This window comes from Rhodococcus sp. S3, from assembly GCF_058211795.1.
In genome coordinates, this window is the sequence record NZ_CM177074.1 from 1,589,235 (window position 1) to 1,603,850 (window position 14,616).

General features: G+C 65.3%; 16 protein-coding genes. 4 read left to right on the top strand and 12 right to left on the bottom strand.

Going from position 1 to position 14,616, the window contains the following annotated elements; translation table 11 throughout:
* Positions 1–109: 109 nt before the first annotated feature.
* Positions 110–1,912 (top strand): TerD family protein, encoded by a 1,803-nt coding sequence (locus AC0LPE_RS07435; protein ID WP_490605926.1) that lies wholly within the window; start codon positions 110–112, stop codon positions 1,910–1,912.
* Between the two features lie 68 nt (positions 1,913–1,980).
* Here the strand turns inward: AC0LPE_RS07435 and AC0LPE_RS07440 are convergent, their stop codons facing one another.
* The 11 genes from AC0LPE_RS07440 to AC0LPE_RS07490 all read right to left on the bottom strand — a co-directional run bounded on the left by AC0LPE_RS07440 (position 1,981) and on the right by AC0LPE_RS07490 (position 8,711).
* The gene (locus AC0LPE_RS07440) at positions 1,981–2,340 is read right to left on the bottom strand and encodes a hypothetical protein (protein ID WP_490605927.1); all 360 of its coding nucleotides are present in this window, start codon (positions 2,338–2,340) and stop codon (positions 1,981–1,983) included.
* Positions 2,341–2,366: 26 nt separating this feature from the next.
* A complete protein-coding gene (locus AC0LPE_RS07445; RefSeq protein WP_071934616.1) occupies positions 2,367–2,954 on the bottom strand; it encodes a DUF3558 domain-containing protein in 588 nt (195 codons plus the stop codon).
* 331 nt (positions 2,955–3,285) lie between these two features.
* Positions 3,286–3,645 (bottom strand): hypothetical protein, encoded by a 360-nt coding sequence (locus tag AC0LPE_RS07450; protein WP_490605928.1) that lies wholly within the window; start codon positions 3,643–3,645, stop codon positions 3,286–3,288.
* Positions 3,646–3,662: 17 nt separating this feature from the next.
* Positions 3,663–4,250, bottom strand: coding sequence for a DUF3558 domain-containing protein (locus AC0LPE_RS07455; protein ID WP_490605929.1), 588 nt, complete (start codon positions 4,248–4,250; stop codon positions 3,663–3,665).
* A gap of 85 nt (positions 4,251–4,335) precedes the next feature.
* A complete protein-coding gene (locus AC0LPE_RS07460; RefSeq protein ID WP_071934619.1) occupies positions 4,336–4,698 on the bottom strand; it encodes a hypothetical protein in 363 nt (120 codons plus the stop codon).
* A 24-nt stretch (positions 4,699–4,722) separates the two neighbouring features.
* A complete protein-coding gene (locus tag AC0LPE_RS07465) occupies positions 4,723–5,310 on the bottom strand; it encodes a DUF3558 domain-containing protein (protein WP_490605930.1) in 588 nt (195 codons plus the stop codon).
* Positions 5,311–5,640: 330 nt separating this feature from the next.
* Entirely contained in the window at positions 5,641–6,000 is a 360-nt protein-coding gene (locus tag AC0LPE_RS07470; protein ID WP_071934629.1) for a hypothetical protein, read from the bottom strand.
* A 25-nt stretch (positions 6,001–6,025) separates the two neighbouring features.
* Positions 6,026–6,613 carry a DUF3558 domain-containing protein gene (locus AC0LPE_RS07475; protein ID WP_490605931.1) on the bottom strand — a complete coding sequence of 196 codons (588 nt, stop codon included), beginning with the start codon at positions 6,611–6,613 and terminating at the stop codon, positions 6,026–6,028.
* 85 nt (positions 6,614–6,698) lie between these two features.
* On the bottom strand, positions 6,699–7,058 hold the full coding sequence (locus AC0LPE_RS07480; protein WP_490605932.1) for a hypothetical protein: 360 nt from the start codon (positions 7,056–7,058) through the stop codon (positions 6,699–6,701).
* Between the two features lie 11 nt (positions 7,059–7,069).
* The gene (locus AC0LPE_RS07485; RefSeq protein ID WP_490605933.1) at positions 7,070–7,657 is read right to left on the bottom strand and encodes a DUF3558 domain-containing protein; all 588 of its coding nucleotides are present in this window, start codon (positions 7,655–7,657) and stop codon (positions 7,070–7,072) included.
* Between the two features lie 55 nt (positions 7,658–7,712).
* Complete coding sequence (locus tag AC0LPE_RS07490; protein ID WP_490605934.1) at positions 7,713–8,711, bottom strand: alpha/beta fold hydrolase; 999 nt, start codon at positions 8,709–8,711, stop codon at positions 7,713–7,715.
* A 52-nt stretch (positions 8,712–8,763) separates the two neighbouring features.
* Here AC0LPE_RS07490 and AC0LPE_RS07495 point away from each other — a divergent pair, with 52 nt between their 5' ends.
* Both AC0LPE_RS07495 and AC0LPE_RS07500 read left to right on the top strand, forming a co-directional pair.
* Positions 8,764–9,327: a TetR/AcrR family transcriptional regulator gene (locus tag AC0LPE_RS07495; protein WP_490605935.1), complete on the top strand. Its 564-nt coding sequence runs from the start codon at positions 8,764–8,766 to the stop codon at positions 9,325–9,327.
* A 79-nt stretch (positions 9,328–9,406) separates the two neighbouring features.
* Positions 9,407–12,205, top strand: coding sequence for an aconitate hydratase (locus AC0LPE_RS07500; protein ID WP_490605936.1), 2,799 nt, complete (start codon positions 9,407–9,409; stop codon positions 12,203–12,205).
* 24 nt (positions 12,206–12,229) lie between these two features.
* On the opposite strand, the gene AC0LPE_RS07505 is transcribed toward AC0LPE_RS07500, so the two are convergent.
* Positions 12,230–13,141 (bottom strand): LysR family transcriptional regulator, encoded by a 912-nt coding sequence (locus AC0LPE_RS07505; RefSeq protein WP_490605937.1) that lies wholly within the window; start codon positions 13,139–13,141, stop codon positions 12,230–12,232.
* A gap of 175 nt (positions 13,142–13,316) precedes the next feature.
* Between AC0LPE_RS07505 and AC0LPE_RS07510 the strand changes: the two genes are divergently transcribed.
* Positions 13,317–14,522, top strand: a complete 1,206-nt coding sequence (locus tag AC0LPE_RS07510) for a glutamate dehydrogenase (RefSeq protein ID WP_490605938.1) — start codon at positions 13,317–13,319, stop codon at positions 14,520–14,522.
* The last annotated feature ends 94 nt before the right edge of the window (positions 14,523–14,616 follow it).

Below are 14,616 nucleotides of genomic sequence, written 5' to 3' on the forward strand. Positions count from 1 at the left end.
CTACGGGATCGGCTCGGTGTCGGGGCGGTGACGACAGTGTCGGTAACAAGGGCCACAATGTCCGACCGTGTCGGTTTTCGTCGGGGGATGAAAGCGATCGGAGGATGACGTGATCGAAGTGCACGCACCCGCGGAGGGCGCCGTGACGTTGCCCCGCGACCATCGATGGGTGGTGGTCGACGTCGAAACCTCGGGTGTGCGGTCCAACGCCCACAGGGTCCTGAGCGTGGCCGCCCTTGTGTTGCGCGAGGACGGCTCTGTCGAGCAGGAGTTCTCGACCCTCGTCGACCCCGGCTGCGACCCGGGACCGGTGCACATCCACAACCTCACGCGGGAGCGCCTCACCGGGTCGCCGCGCTTCGAGGACATCGCCGGTGAACTGGCCGGGATTCTCGACGGAGCCACGATCGTCGCCCACAACGCGTCGTTCGACTACGGATTCCTCGACGCCGAGTTCCGTCGGGCCGGCACGTCGCTGCCGGCGGAGCACCGTCTGTGCACGCTCGCGTTGTCGCGCCGACTCGAACTCGACGTCCCCAACTACCGGCTTGCCACGCTCGCGCAGCACTGGCAGGTCCAGCAGCTGCAGGAGCACGACGCCTACGACGACGCGCGGGTCCTGTCGGAGATCTTCCTGCGCAGCGCCGCGATGGCCGACAACCTGCAGTTGCCGTTGCCCGTCGTCAACTGTCGCAGCCGCAAGTCGGTGTATCCCGCCTCCGTCCCGCGAGTCGCGTGCGAGTGGAAGAACCCGGGTCGCCTCGGCGACGACGGCCTCGTCCAGGGCATGAAGGTCGTGATCAGCGGTTCCACCGTCACGCCGCGTGTTGCGCTCGCGAACCGGCTGACCGAGGCCGGACTCGACGTGATGAACAATGCGAGCAAGCAGAGCAGCGTCGTGGTGTGCAACGACCCCACGGTGCAGACGGCCAAGGTCCGCAAGGCGATGGCCGAGGGCATTCCCGTGATCAGCGAGCAGCAGCTCGAGGACCTGTTGACACGGGTACGACCGGGTGAACCGAAGGTCGCGACGGTCGTCGACATCATTCCGCCGCCGGAACCGCAGGTCGCGGTGACGCCCCCGGTCCGGGCGCTGACCGGGCAGAAGCCCAAGCTGTGGACCGGACGCAAGGTGCTGCTGCTCGGCGGTACGCACCTGCAGGCGGTCATGATGCGCTCGCGTCTCACCCAACTCGGTGCCCGTCCGGCCCTCAACTTCACGGCCGCCGTCACCGACGTGCTGGTCCTCGAAGGGGGAGAGGCCGACAAGCGGATGGCGCGGGTCGCGGCACGCGAGCTGCCCGTCCTCCGGCCGGACGACGTCGATGCCGCGGTGGAGAAGGGCGTCGTGCCCCCGCACATGCGCGTGGAGTCGTGGCTGACGGCGCCGGTGCTGTCCCGCGGCGAGGTGATCGACCTGCCGACCGACAGCCACCGCTGGGCCGTGAACGTCGCGTGGAAGGCCGAGACGGCCGGCGACGAGTTCGACCTCGACGTCGTGGCCTTCCTGCTCGGCGCCGACGAAAAGGTCGACACCGACGACGATTTCGTCTTCTACAACAACCCGCTCTATGACGACGGCGTCGTCGAACTGACCATCGACGGATCGAGTGAGCACTGCATCCGTGTCGACCTCGCCGAGCTTCCCGACGAATGCGAACGCATCGCCATCGCCGCGGCCATCGACGGCAACCGCACCTTCGGCGAACTCGGCGCGGTATCGGTCGCGGTCGACAGTGAGACCGGCGCCGCCGCGACCTTCGTGCTCGACGCCGGCACCACCGAACGCACCATGGTGCTCACCGAGATCTACCGCCGAGCCGACAAGTGGCGGCTGCGCGCGGTGGGGCAAGGATACGACGACGACCTCGCGGCCCTCGCACGCCGGTACGGGGTGGAAGTCGACGACTGATCTCTGCTTCGTCGCGCGGGTGGGGATCGCCTGAGCGCTGGGGAGCGCGAAATGATCATCGGTGCGCGTTATTGCGCGTTCTGATGACCATTTCCCGCTCCGCTGTCGGGGTCGGTGGCGGCGAGTTGTCGGGCCCAGTCGGATTCGGTGTCGAGGAAGGCTTCCCCGCCGGTGGCGAAGGCGTCGCGGAGTTTCCTCAATGCTTGAATGAATTGTTTGACGCGTTCGTGAGCTGACTCCGGAGTGCCCATGGCTTTACGCTTGTAGCCGGCTGCGAGCTGTTGGGCGGATTCGAAGTCACCGAATCCGCGAACGTCGGTGAGCTTCGCTGCCGTCGCCTGTGTACCGTCGAACTCTGCGAGCATCACCTCGCAGATCCGCAGGATCTCGTCAATTACATGTGGTTCCAGCCTGGTGAATTCGGGCATTGTAACCTCTCGACTTGGCAGGCGAATCAGCTAAGGATTTGCCGTTCGACTGCGGCTACCAGTTCCTCGAAGTCAGCGCACCATTCCTCTACAAGGGCGTTGCCGGGTCGCTCGGTATGGAGGATTCGCGTGAACATGACGATTCCGAACTCGGTTTCGAGAACGTACTTGCACGTGTCGCTCCGGTTCGTGTCGATTTCGAGCAACGCGCGACGATCGTTGATAGTCAACGTTGTTGCGATGTGCCTGTTGTTGTCGAGTTCTTCCGTGAGGGAGACGTTTCCAGCAAGAATGTTGAGACTATAACCGCGTCGTACACCGGGGACTTGGTTGCGGTCTCGGTACGTGCATCCAAGGAAGGTATACGTCCCCATCGGCATGTCCGCGAGCTCTTTCTTCGCCGCGTCGTACCCCGCTGCGGTCATGACGTCATCGGGGATGTCGTAACAGGGATCGAAAGTGACGGGTGGTCGGCCGGAGTCGTCGGTGATGCGCGGGGTCCGGGTGGCCGACGTGGAAGCCTCGTCGCTCGTGGCCGGCTCCGCCGAACCCGGACTGCACGCCGTCGCCACTACCGCCAGTGCTGCGAGCGCGGCTGTTCCCCACCTACCCATGCGACCCCCCCGATCGATTTGTCGGCAGACGCTAACACAACGGCTCGGCCCAGCACTCCGGAGCGCGAACTAGTCACAAGAGCGCGTTGTAGCGCGCTCCGATGACCGTTTCCCGCTCCGCGCGCCCATAGGTATCTGCAAGGTGGCCTGATTCGCAGGATCGGATTGATTGTGATCGCAATCGCAGATACTGTCTGCACCGTTCCGAATAGCCGACGGGCGAGTGGAGGGAAGTCGCATCGGTTGTTCCCCTTGCCCATTCGACCCCGATCGAATGCCGGCCGGACGCCGACACAACCGCTCGAGCGCGCGAAGTGGTCAGAGGCGCGCGTTATTGCGCGCTCTGATGACCGTTTCCCGCTCCGCTGTCGGGGTCGGTGGCGGCGAGTTGGCGGGCCCAGTCGGATTCGGTGTCGAGGAAGGCTTCCCCGCCGGTGGCGAAGGCGTCGCGGAGTTGGGTGAGGGCGTCGATGAACTGCTCGACGCGTTCTGTGGCCGACTCGGGTGTCCCTGCGGCTTTGCGTCGATAGCCTGCGGCTAATTGCTGTGCGGAGTCGAAGTCCCCGAAGCCCCGGACGTCGGTCAACTTGAAAGTCTGTTTGTACGACTGGTCGAACTCATCCAGCATGGTCTTGCAGATCCTCAGGATCTCTGCGACGACGTGGGGCTCGAGCCTGCTGAACTCCGGCATGTTCGTCCTGTTCGATGTCAGTTCGCGATGAAGGGTTCGACCGAGGCGACGAGGTCTTCCATACCTGCGCACCAATCGGTTTGAGGTGCAGGACCCGAGTGGTCGGCATAAAGAACACGGGTGACGAGTACAACTCCGAAATCTGTCTGCAGGGCGTACTTGCAGCCGTTTCGTGCGCCAGAGTCTACTTCCAGGAGCGCTGGTCGGCCGTTGATGGTTGTATGGCTGGCGACATGTGCGTTCTTCTGGAACTCCTCGTCCAAAGTGACATTGCCAGCCAGGATGTTGAGGCCGTATCCGCGTCTGACTCCCGGGATGTGGTCCCTGTTGTCGTATGTGCATCCGAGGAAGGTGTACGTCCCCATCGGCATGTCCGCGAGCTCTTTCTTCCCCGCGTCGTACCCGGCCGCGTGCATGACGTCGTCGGGGATGTCGTAGCAGGGGTCGAAGGTGACTGGCGGGCGGCCGGAGTCGTCGGTGATGCGCGGAGTGTGGGTGGTCGAAGTAGCGGCCTCGTCGCTCGTGGCCGGCTTCGCCGAACCCGGACTGCACGCTGTCCCCATGACAGCCAGTGCTGCGAGCGCGACGATTCCCCACCTGCCCATGCGACCCCCCGATCGATTGTCGGCCAGACGCTAACACAACAGCCCGAGGTGGTGCTTCGGAGCGCGAAGTGGTCAGAGGTGCGCGTTATTGGGCGCCCTGATGACTATTTGGCGCTCCGCTGTCGGGGTCGGTGGCGGCGAGTTGGCGGGCCCAGTCGGATTCGGTGTCGAGAAAGGCTTCCCCGCCGGTTGCGAAGGCGTCGCGGAGTTGGGTGAGGGCGTCGATGAACTGCTGCATGCGTTCGCTCGCTGATTGTGGCGTTCCAGCACCTTTGCGGCGATATCCCGCAGCAAGTTGTTTGGCGGACTCGAAATCCCCGAATCCACGTGCGTCGTAGAGGCCGTCGGCGAGTGTCTTGGACTCTCGGAGTTCGTCGAGCATCACCTCGCAGATTCGAAGTATCTCGGCGACCACAGCCGGTTCCAGCCGTACGAAGGGCGACGACATGCTGTCTCCTGACGATCCGACAGTTCAATCAGTGACGTATGGCTCGATCGAAGACACCAACTCCTCGAAGTCGGTGCACCACTCTTCGATCGGCGGACCCCCGGGGTAATCCGGGTGGTAAAGCCTGTTTAAGATGACAGCCCCGAAGCTCGTCTGCAACAGGTAGCTGCAAGTGAGGCTTCGATCGGGATCGACCCTCACCGCAGCAGGGCGACCGTTGATGGTCGTCGGTGTCGCTCCGGTCGGATTCTCCGCAAGCTGCTCGTCAAGAGACACGTTTCCCGACAACAAGGTGAGGTCGTAGCGAGCCAGCACCCCCGGGATCTTGACGGTGCCTTTGTATCGGCACCCCAGGTAGGTGTACGTCCCCATCGGCATGTCCGCGACTTCCTTCTTCCCCGCGTCGTACCCGGCCGCGTGCATGACGTCGTCGGGGATGTCGTAGCAGGGGTCGAAGGTGACGGGGGGTCTGTCGGAGTCGTCGGTGATGCGCGGGGTCCGGGTGGCCGACGTGGAAGCCGCGTCGCTCGTGGCCGGCTCCGCCGAACCCGGACTGCACGCCGTCGCCACTACCGCCAGTGCTGCGAGCGCGGCTGTTCCCCACCTACCCATGCGACCCCCCCGATCGATTTGTCGGCAGACGCTAACACAACGGCTCGGCCCAGCACTCCGGAGCGCGAACTAGTCACAAGAGCGCGTTGTAGCGCGCTCCGATGACCATTCCCGCTCCGCGCGCCCATAGGTATCTGCAAGGTGGCCTGATTCGCAGGATCGGATTGATTGTGATCGCAATCGCAGATACTGTCTGCACCGTTCCGAATAGCCAACGGGCGAGCGGATGGAAGTCGCATCGGTTGTTCCCCTTGCCCATTCGACCCCGATCGAATGCCAGCCGGACGCCGACACAACCGCTCGAGCGCGCGAAGTGGTCAGAGGCGCGCGTTATTGCGCGCTCTGATGACCGTTTCCCGCTCCGCTGTCGGGGTCGGCGATGGCGAGTTGACGGGCCCAGTCGGATTCGGTGTCGAGGAAGGCTTCTCCGCCGGTTGCGAAGGCGTCGCGGAGTTGCAGGAGTGCGTCGGTGAACTGCTGAATGCGTTCGACGGCAGATTCAGGGCTGCCGGCGGCTTTACGTCTATAACCGGCCGCGAGTTGTTGGGCGGACACGAAATCGCCGAATCCACGGACATCTAGGAGTTTCGCCGCTGTTGCCTCGGCATCCTTGAATTCTCGAAGCATCACCACGCAGATGCGGACAATCTCGTCGACGACGTGTGGGTCGAGCCTAGCGAAGTCGTTCATCGAAGGGCTTTCGGATAGATGACGGTCATGTGGGGATGAAGGGCTCGATCGACGTCGTGAGCTCCTCCAAGCCCGTGCACCACTCCTCGATCGGAGCGGATCCCGGATAATCCGGGTGGTAGATCCGCGTGAGCATGATCAGACCGAACCGGGTTTCTACGACGTACTTACAGGTGTTGCGCCGGCCTGGGTCGACTTCGAGAAGGGTGCGCCGGCCGTTGATGAAAAGTGGCGTGGCGATGTGAGCGCTATTCTCGAGTTCTTCGTCGAGTGTCACGTTGCCGGCGAGGATGTTGAGGCTGTATCCAAGGCTGATGCCAGCAATTTCGTTGTCGTCGTGGTAGGTGCATCCGAGGAAGGTGTACGTCCCCATCGGCATGTCCGCGAGCTCTTTCTTCGCCGCGTCATACCCCGCCGCGTTCATGATCTCGTCGGGGATGTCGTAGCAGGGGTCGAAGGAGACGGGCGGTCGGCCGGAGTCGTCGGTGATGCGCGGGGTCCGGGTGGCCGACGTGGAAGCCTCGTCGCTCGTGGCCGGCTCCGCCGAACCCGGACTGCACGCCGTCGCCACTACCGCCAGTGCTGCGAGCGCGGCTGTTCCCCACCTGCCCATGCGACCCCCCGATCGATTGTCGGGCAGACGCTAACACAACCGTCCCGGGCACTGCTCCGGAGCGCGAAATGGTCAGAGGTGCGCGTTATTGCGCGTCCTGATGACTATTTGGCGCTCCGTTGTCGGGGTCGGTGGCGGCGAGTTGGCTGGCCCAGTCGGATTCGGTGTCGAGGAAGGCTTCTCCGCCGGTGGCGAAGGCGTCGCGGAGCTGGATGAGTGCGTCGATGAATTGCTCGACGCGCTCCTTCGCTGATTCCGGAGTGCCTGCAGCCTTCCGTCGGTACCCCGCCGCGAGCTGCTGTGCTGAGTCGAAGTCGCCGAAACCTTCGGTTCTGGTGAGCCATTCTGCGGTCGTTCGCGCGTCTTCGAACTCCGTGAGCATTGTGTTGCATATCCTCACGAGTTCGTCGATGACGCTGGGTTCGAGCCTGGTGGAACTCGACATGACCACCCTCTTCAGTTCGCGATGTGCGGTTCGATCGAGCCGACGAACTCCTCCATGCCCGCGCACCATTCGCTCTGGGGCGCCGGCCCTGGATGGTCTGTGTTGTACAGCCTTGTGACGAAGACCACGCCGAAGTCCGTTTGGAGTACATAAGTGCATGCATCCCGGTTTTCGGGATCCACCTCGAGTAGCGCGGATCGGCCGTTGATGGTCGCGCTGGTTGCTACATGCCCGTTCTTCTTCAACTCCTCGTCGAGGCTGACGTTTCCCGACAAGATGTTCAGGCTGTACCCCCGCCTGACTCCGGGGACAAGATCTTCCTTCTTGTATGTGCAACCGAGGAAGGTGTACGTCCCCATCGGCATGTCCGCGATTTCCTTCTTGGCCGCGTCGTACCCCGCTGCGTTCATGACGTCGTCGGGGATGTCGTAGCAGGGGTCGAAGGTGACTGGCGGGCGGCCGGAGTCGTCGGTGATGCGCGGGGTTCGGGTGGTCGACGTCGTGGTCTCGCCTCCAGCGGCGTCGTCCGCGGCGCTCGGACTGCACGCCGTCACCACTGCCGCGACTGTTGCGAACGTGACGATGCCCCACCTGCCCATGCGACCCCCCGATCGATTGTCGGGCAGACGCTAACACAACCGCTCCGCTACCGCGTCAGCCCTGCTCGACCCCGCGCCAGAACTCGGGTAGTTCCGAGTTCAGTCGATCTTTTGCCTGCATGGGGAGCGAGTGCGTCGTGTCGGGAAAGACCAGAACCTCGGCATCAGCGAGTTGCCGTGCTCGATCGGCTGCTTTCTCGCTTCCGACGAGTGAATCACGCTCCGCGATAGCGACATAGGTGGGCATAACCAAAGCCGCAAGCTCGTCGTCGCTCAGGGGCGACGGGGTCGGTAGTGCGGCGGAGAAGTGCTCCGAACCCTCCGCGATCATCGCCGCCATGGCGTCGTCGGAGTCGTAGTCGTCGACACCCCCGACTTTCGCGAGTGCGGTGTCCCGCCAACTGGTCGGGAGGCCTGGCAGTGTCGACACCGAGGCCCAGAACAACATTCGGGCAGGGGGATGGCCGAAGGTGAACACCGGCTCCAGCAGTGTCAGCGACCGAACTTTTTCCGGGAACTGTTTCGCGTAGGACGCCGCGCTCGCTCCGCCGAAGGAATGTCCGACGACGTGCGCGGGCTCCGCGCCGAGCCCTGAGAGCGCATCATCGATCCACAGCGCCTGGTCGTCGATGGAGGTCAATGGTGCGGCTTGGACGGACAGTCCGGCGTCGCCGAGTGCGTCGAACGCGAGAACGCGGTGCTCGGGAAGGAAGCCCGGAAGATTCTCGCCCCACATCGGCACACCCGAGGCCCTGCCCGGAACGAGCACCACGGGAACGGAGGTGGCGGTCTGCGGCGACGTCCATTCGTAGACGCGGACCGTGCCGAACCGGGTGGGGACGTCGTGAACCTCGGAAGGTGTCGGCAGCGTGGACATCGCTCGCTCATAGGTGGCGACGTAACTGTCCCGACCGTCGGCGCTGCGGAAGTGGCCGACGCCCGGCGCGCCGAAGAAGAACTGGTAGGCGGCGACCAGGCCAACGACTGCGAGTACCGCGACCACTACGAGACCGGCGCGCCGAAGAACTCTCCTCGATCGAATGTGCTGGGTCATCGGGACCCCCGATTGTCGACGTTGCAATATGTTCATATAGTATCGTGTGATCATGCCGAGAGTCGTCGACCATGCGCAACGCCGTAGGGAGATCGTGTACGCGCTGTGGGCGGTCATCCACGAGCGAGGAATCGAGGGCGTGACCTTCCAGGCGGTGGCGGCCGCCGGGGGAGTGTCGATCGGCCGGATCCAGCACTACTTCGATTCCAAGGAACACCTCATCCGTACGGGCGCCGAATTCATGGTCGCCGAGGCCGAAAAGCGCTACGAACGAGCAGAATCCGATCCGCAGGCAGCGCTCGTCGCGCTTCTCGCTCAACCTGTACCGACGGACGAAGCCGGACGTCTCGGGGTGTCCGTCTGGTATGCCTACCTCGCCAAGTCCGCGAGCGACCACTGGATCCGTGCGTTCCTGGAAGAGTCGACAAAAGGCACAACAGAGGAGGCCCGGCGACTCCTCGAAGAACTGGGTATGTCACCCGACAAAGCGCGAACGGAAGCCCTACGCCTCGTCGCACTCGGCGACGGCATCACACAGGCCGTCCTGGTCGGCGTCACGGAATCGCCCGACGGCATCGCTCTCATCACCGATGAGGTCGCACGCACCACCAGCTGAACCCATGTGATTGCCGCACGGCGGAACGGGCTACCCATTCGGGTAACCACCGGAAACATCGCAGTCGGGAGGCACGTTCATGAGTGACGACAGTTTCGGCACGCGCGACACCCTGAAGGTCGACGACACCGACTATCGCATCTATCGCATCGACAAGGTCCCGGGCTCGGAGCGATTGCCCTACAGTCTCAAGGTCCTGCTGGAGAACCTGCTGCGCACCGAGGACGGGCGACTGGTCACCCGGGAGCAGATCGAGGCCGTCGCGGGTTGGGATCTGAAGTCGACGCACAACCCGGAGATCCAGTTCTCCCCGGCACGCGTCCTCATGCAGGACTTCACCGGCGTCCCGTGCGTCGTGGACCTCGTCGCGATGCGCGACGCCATGACCCAGCAGGGCGGCGACCCGAAGCGCATCAACCCCCTGATCCCCACCGAGCTGGTCATCGACCACTCGGTGATTGCCGACGTCTTCGGCACCGAGGACGCCTTCCGGATCAACACCGACCTCGAATTCCAGCGCAATCGCGAACGCTACGAGCTGCTGCGCTGGGCGCAGGGTGCATTCGACGACTTCAAGGTGGTCCCGCCCGGCACCGGCATCTGCCACCAGGTGAACCTCGAGTACCTGGCCCGCGTTGTCTTCACGCGGGAGGACGAGGACGGCGGGCTCGTCGCCTATCCCGACTCGCTCGTCGGCACCGACTCGCACACCCCCATGATCAACGGCCTCGGTGTCGTCGGCTGGGGTGTCGGCGGCATCGAGGCCGAGGCCGCGATGCTGGGTCAGCCGGCGTCGATGCTGATCCCCCAGGTCGTCGGCTTCAAGCTCACCGGTGAACTGCAGGAGGGCACCACGGCGACCGACCTCGTGCTCACCGTCGCCGAGATGCTCCGCAAGACAGGCGTGGTCGGCAAGTTCGTCGAGTTCTTCGGTCCCGGTGTCGCCAATGTGCCGCTCGCCAACCGCGCGACCATCGGCAACATGAGCCCCGAGTACGGCTCGACGATCTCGATCTTCCCGATCGACGACGCGACCCTCGACTACCTGCGTCTCACCGGTCGCGACGAGGGGCAGATCCGCCTCGTCGAGGCGTATGCGAAAGAACAGGGTCTGTGGCACGACCCCGATCGCGAACCCGACTACAGCGAGGTCGTCGAACTGGATCTGTCGAAGGTGCGACCGTCCGTCGCCGGCCCGAAGCGACCGCAGGATCGCATCCCCGTCGCCCTCGCGCCGAAGGCTGTGACCTCGCTGCTCAACGGTGAGGAAGTGCCCGACGTCGTCTCCCGCGTCCAGGACTCGGGTGTCGACGAGGGCGTGCTCGAATCATTCCCTGCCAGCGACCCGGTGTCGGTGCGCAGCGAGGACTCCCGCGACGAGCCGCGCGACCCGGTGCCCGACGACGCCGACACCTCGGCGCCGCCGTCGAAGAAGGTCCCGGTGCGGGTCGGGGACGGCGACGAGTTCGAACTCGACAACGGACACGTGGTGATCGCGGCGATCACATCGTGCACGAACACGTCGAACCCGTCGGTGATGATCGGTGCGGCGCTGCTCGCCAAGAAGGCCGTGGAGAAGGGGCTGCGGAGCAAGCCGTGGGTGAAGACCACGCTGGCTCCGGGGTCGCGGATCGTCACCGACTACTACGAACGTTCGGGTCTGACGCCCTATCTCGACAAGCTCGGCTTCAACCTCGTCGGTTACGGCTGCACGACCTGCATCGGCAATTCCGGCCCGCTTCCCGACGAGATCGCGGCCGCGATCGACGAGCACGACATCAACGTCTCGGCCGTTCTGTCCGGCAACCGCAATTTCGAGGGACGCATCCATCCGCAGACGAAGATGAACTTCCTTGCGTCGCCGCCGCTGGTGATCGCGTATGCACTGGCCGGGTCGATGCTCGTCGACCTCTTCGAGGACCCGCTCGGCACCGACTCCGAGGGCAACGACGTCTACCTGCGCGACATCTGGCCCACGACGCAGGAGATCCAGGAGGTCATCGACGACGCGGTGCGCGCGGAGATGTTCGAGACCGGCTACCAGGACGTCTACACCGGTGACGAGACGTGGCGGAATCTCGACGTGCCCGACAGCGAGGTGTTCGAGTGGAAGGACGAGTCGACCTACGTGCGGCGTCCTCCCTACTTCGAGGACATGTCGTCGGAACCCGAGCCGCTGAGCGACATCGAGGGTGCGCGGGTGCTCGCGCTGCTCGGCGACTCGGTGACCACCGACCACATCTCGCCGGCCGGTGCGATCCGACGCGACAGCCCCGCGGGTCGTTACCTGCAGGAGCACGGCGTCGAGCAGGCCGACTTCAACTCCTACGGGTCGCGACGCGGCAACCACGAGGTGATGATCCGCGGCACCTTCGCCAACATCCGGTTGCGCAACCAGCTGGTGCCGGACGTCGAAGGCGGCGTCACCCGCTACCTGCCGACCGACGAGCAGATGAGCATCTACGACGCCGCGCAGAAGTACGCGGAGGACGGCACCCCGCTGGTCGTGCTCGCGGGCGCGGAGTACGGATCGGGTTCGTCGCGTGACTGGGCCGCCAAGGGCACGCTGCTGCTGGGTGTGCGCGCAGTGATCGCGCAGTCGTACGAGCGCATCCACCGCTCCAACCTCATCGGCATGGGCGTGCTGCCGCTGCAGTTCCCGGAGGGCGAGTCGGCGCAGAGCCTCGGCCTGACGGGGGAGGAGGAATTCACCATCACCGGACTCGCGGACAGCGACGAGATCCCCGAGACCGTGCACGTGAAGGCAGGGGACACGGAGTTCGACGCGACGGTGCGCATCGACACCCCGGCCGAAGCCGAGTACTTCCGGCACGGCGGAATCCTGAAGTACGTGCTGCGTAAGCAGCTCGCGCAGTAGAGAACGACAGGCGGGGGCTCGCGGCTACTGCGCCGCGAGTCCCCGTGCTGCTGCGGCGGTGCGCACCGCATCGATCACGAGGCGCAGCGGCGGCCGTTCCGACGCGACCCCGCGATGCGCGATGGAGATCGTGCGCACGAGCGGTTCGGTCAGCGCCACCACCTCGACCCCGGGTGAGCTCAACGTCAGCCCGAGATCGGAGACGAGCGTGACACCCAGCCCCGCGGCGACCATCGCCAGCGCCGTCGCCTGCTCACCGACTTCATGGTTGATTCTCGGCTCGAACCCCGCACGCTGACACGCGAGGCTCACCGCGCGACCGAAGTGCGACTTCGGACCGGCCAGCACCCACGGATGCTCGGCGAGGTCGGCGAGCGCGATGGTGCCCGCCGGCACCGTCCCGGGCGGCACCGCGGCGTGCAAGCGCTCGACTGCGATCACCACCTTGGTCAGCTCCGGATCCCACAACATCGGGTAGCCGGAATATTCGATGACGAACGAGAAGTCCAGGGAACCGTCGCGCACGGCTCCGGCGGTCTCCTCGGGGGCGAGCTCTCTCGTGCGGACCTCGATGCCGGGGTGCTCGGCAGCCAACAACGCCAGCGCGCTGGGGATCAGAGTGGATGCGACGGAGGCCCACACACCGGCGGTCAGGCGCGCGCTGACCCCGTCGCGGGACTGTTCGAGCGCGGTCGTCGCCCGCTCCACCGACTGCAGGATCTCCTCGGCATGTTCGGCGAGCAGCACGCCCGCCTCCGTCAACTGGACCCGACGTCCCCGGCGCTCGAAAAGCTTTGCGCCGACGTCCCGTTCGAGCTGAGTGAGCTGCTGCGAGACCGCCGAGGTGGTGTAGTGCAGGGCGAGCGCGGCGGCCGTGACGGTACCTCGACGATGCAGTTCTCGAAGCATCCGTAACCGGCGCAGGGACAACTCCATGCCGTCAGCGTAGGGCGCGCCCGGGGACCTGCAACCGCTGTGAGCTCGCGTTGTGTAGAAATCGTGAACTCTCACCTTCGAGTTTCGTAACTGGACGCCCCGCGCTACCCCCGGGCACGCTGGCGTCACCGGCCGAATCGACGTAACGACGGCTCTGACGAACGGGGGACCGCATATGACCACCATGGCAGCACGCGTCGACGCGGTGGACACCCGCAGGGACGAACCTTTCATGCGTCTCACCTGGACGGATCCGGTGACAGGTGCGCACGGTTATCTCGTCGTCCACACCCTGGTGGGCGATCTGGCGACCGGCGGCACCCGCATGCGGGCCGGGTGCACGATGTCGGAGGTCGAGGACCTGGCGCGCGGCATGGCCGCGAAGACCGCGGTGTTCGACCTGCCGGTGGGCGGCGCGAAGGGCGGGATCGACTTCGACCCGAAGGACCCCCGTGCCGTCGATGTGCTGCAGCGCTTCTGCCAGGCGATGCGTCCCTGGTTGAACGCGCACTGGGTCACCGCCGAGGACCTGGGCGTTCCCCAGCACCTCCTCGACGAGGTCTTCGAGCGGCTGGGACTGCACCAGTCCTTCCACGCCGCGATCAACCGTGCGGCAGACCCGGCGATCACCTTGGAGCGGGTACGCACCTCCCTGAACGCGCCGGTCTACGGCGGCTTCCTGCTGGGTGACGTGATCGGTGGTTACGGCGTCGCGCAGGCCTGCATCGCCACCGCGAACGCATACCGCTGGGCGCCGGCAGAGACCACCGTCGCGATCCAGGGGATCGGCACGATGGGAGGCGGTGCCGCCTGGTACCTGCACGAAGCGGGCATGCGCGTGACCGCCGTCGCCGATGCCGCCGGAACACTGTATTGCGCTGACGGACTGGATATCCCGGCGCTGCTCGACCTTCGCGACGAGTACGGGGAGATCGACCGGTCCCGCGTCCCGTCGCACGTCGAACAACTGCCGCGCGACGCGGTGATCGGCATTCCCGCCGACATTTTCGTCCCCGCCGCCATCTCCTACGCCATCACGGCGGAGAACGTCGCTCGGGTCGCCGGGCGGGTCGTCATCGAAGCCGCGAACTCCGCGACGACGCCGGACGCCGAAGCCGTGCTCACCGCACGCGGTATCCCGGTGATCCCGGATTTCGTCGCCAACGCCGGCGCGGTCGCGTGGGCGTGGTGGGTTCTCCTCGGGTGGGTGGGGACCGATCCGGACGATTCGTTCCAGCGCCTGCGCACCGAGATGCTCACCAAAATCACGCTGCTGGTCGAGCGGTGGGCGCTCGATCGGGTGCCGCCGCGACAGACGGCACGGGAACTCGGCGCGACCAATCACGGCGTGACGACATCGCGCACGGTCACCATCCCCTGACGCCTCCACACAGCACCGTCGCCGTCGATGCAGCTCAGCGCATCGGCGGCGACGGCGCGTCGAAGTGTCGCGAGCGTCACGTGGGACCGGAAAC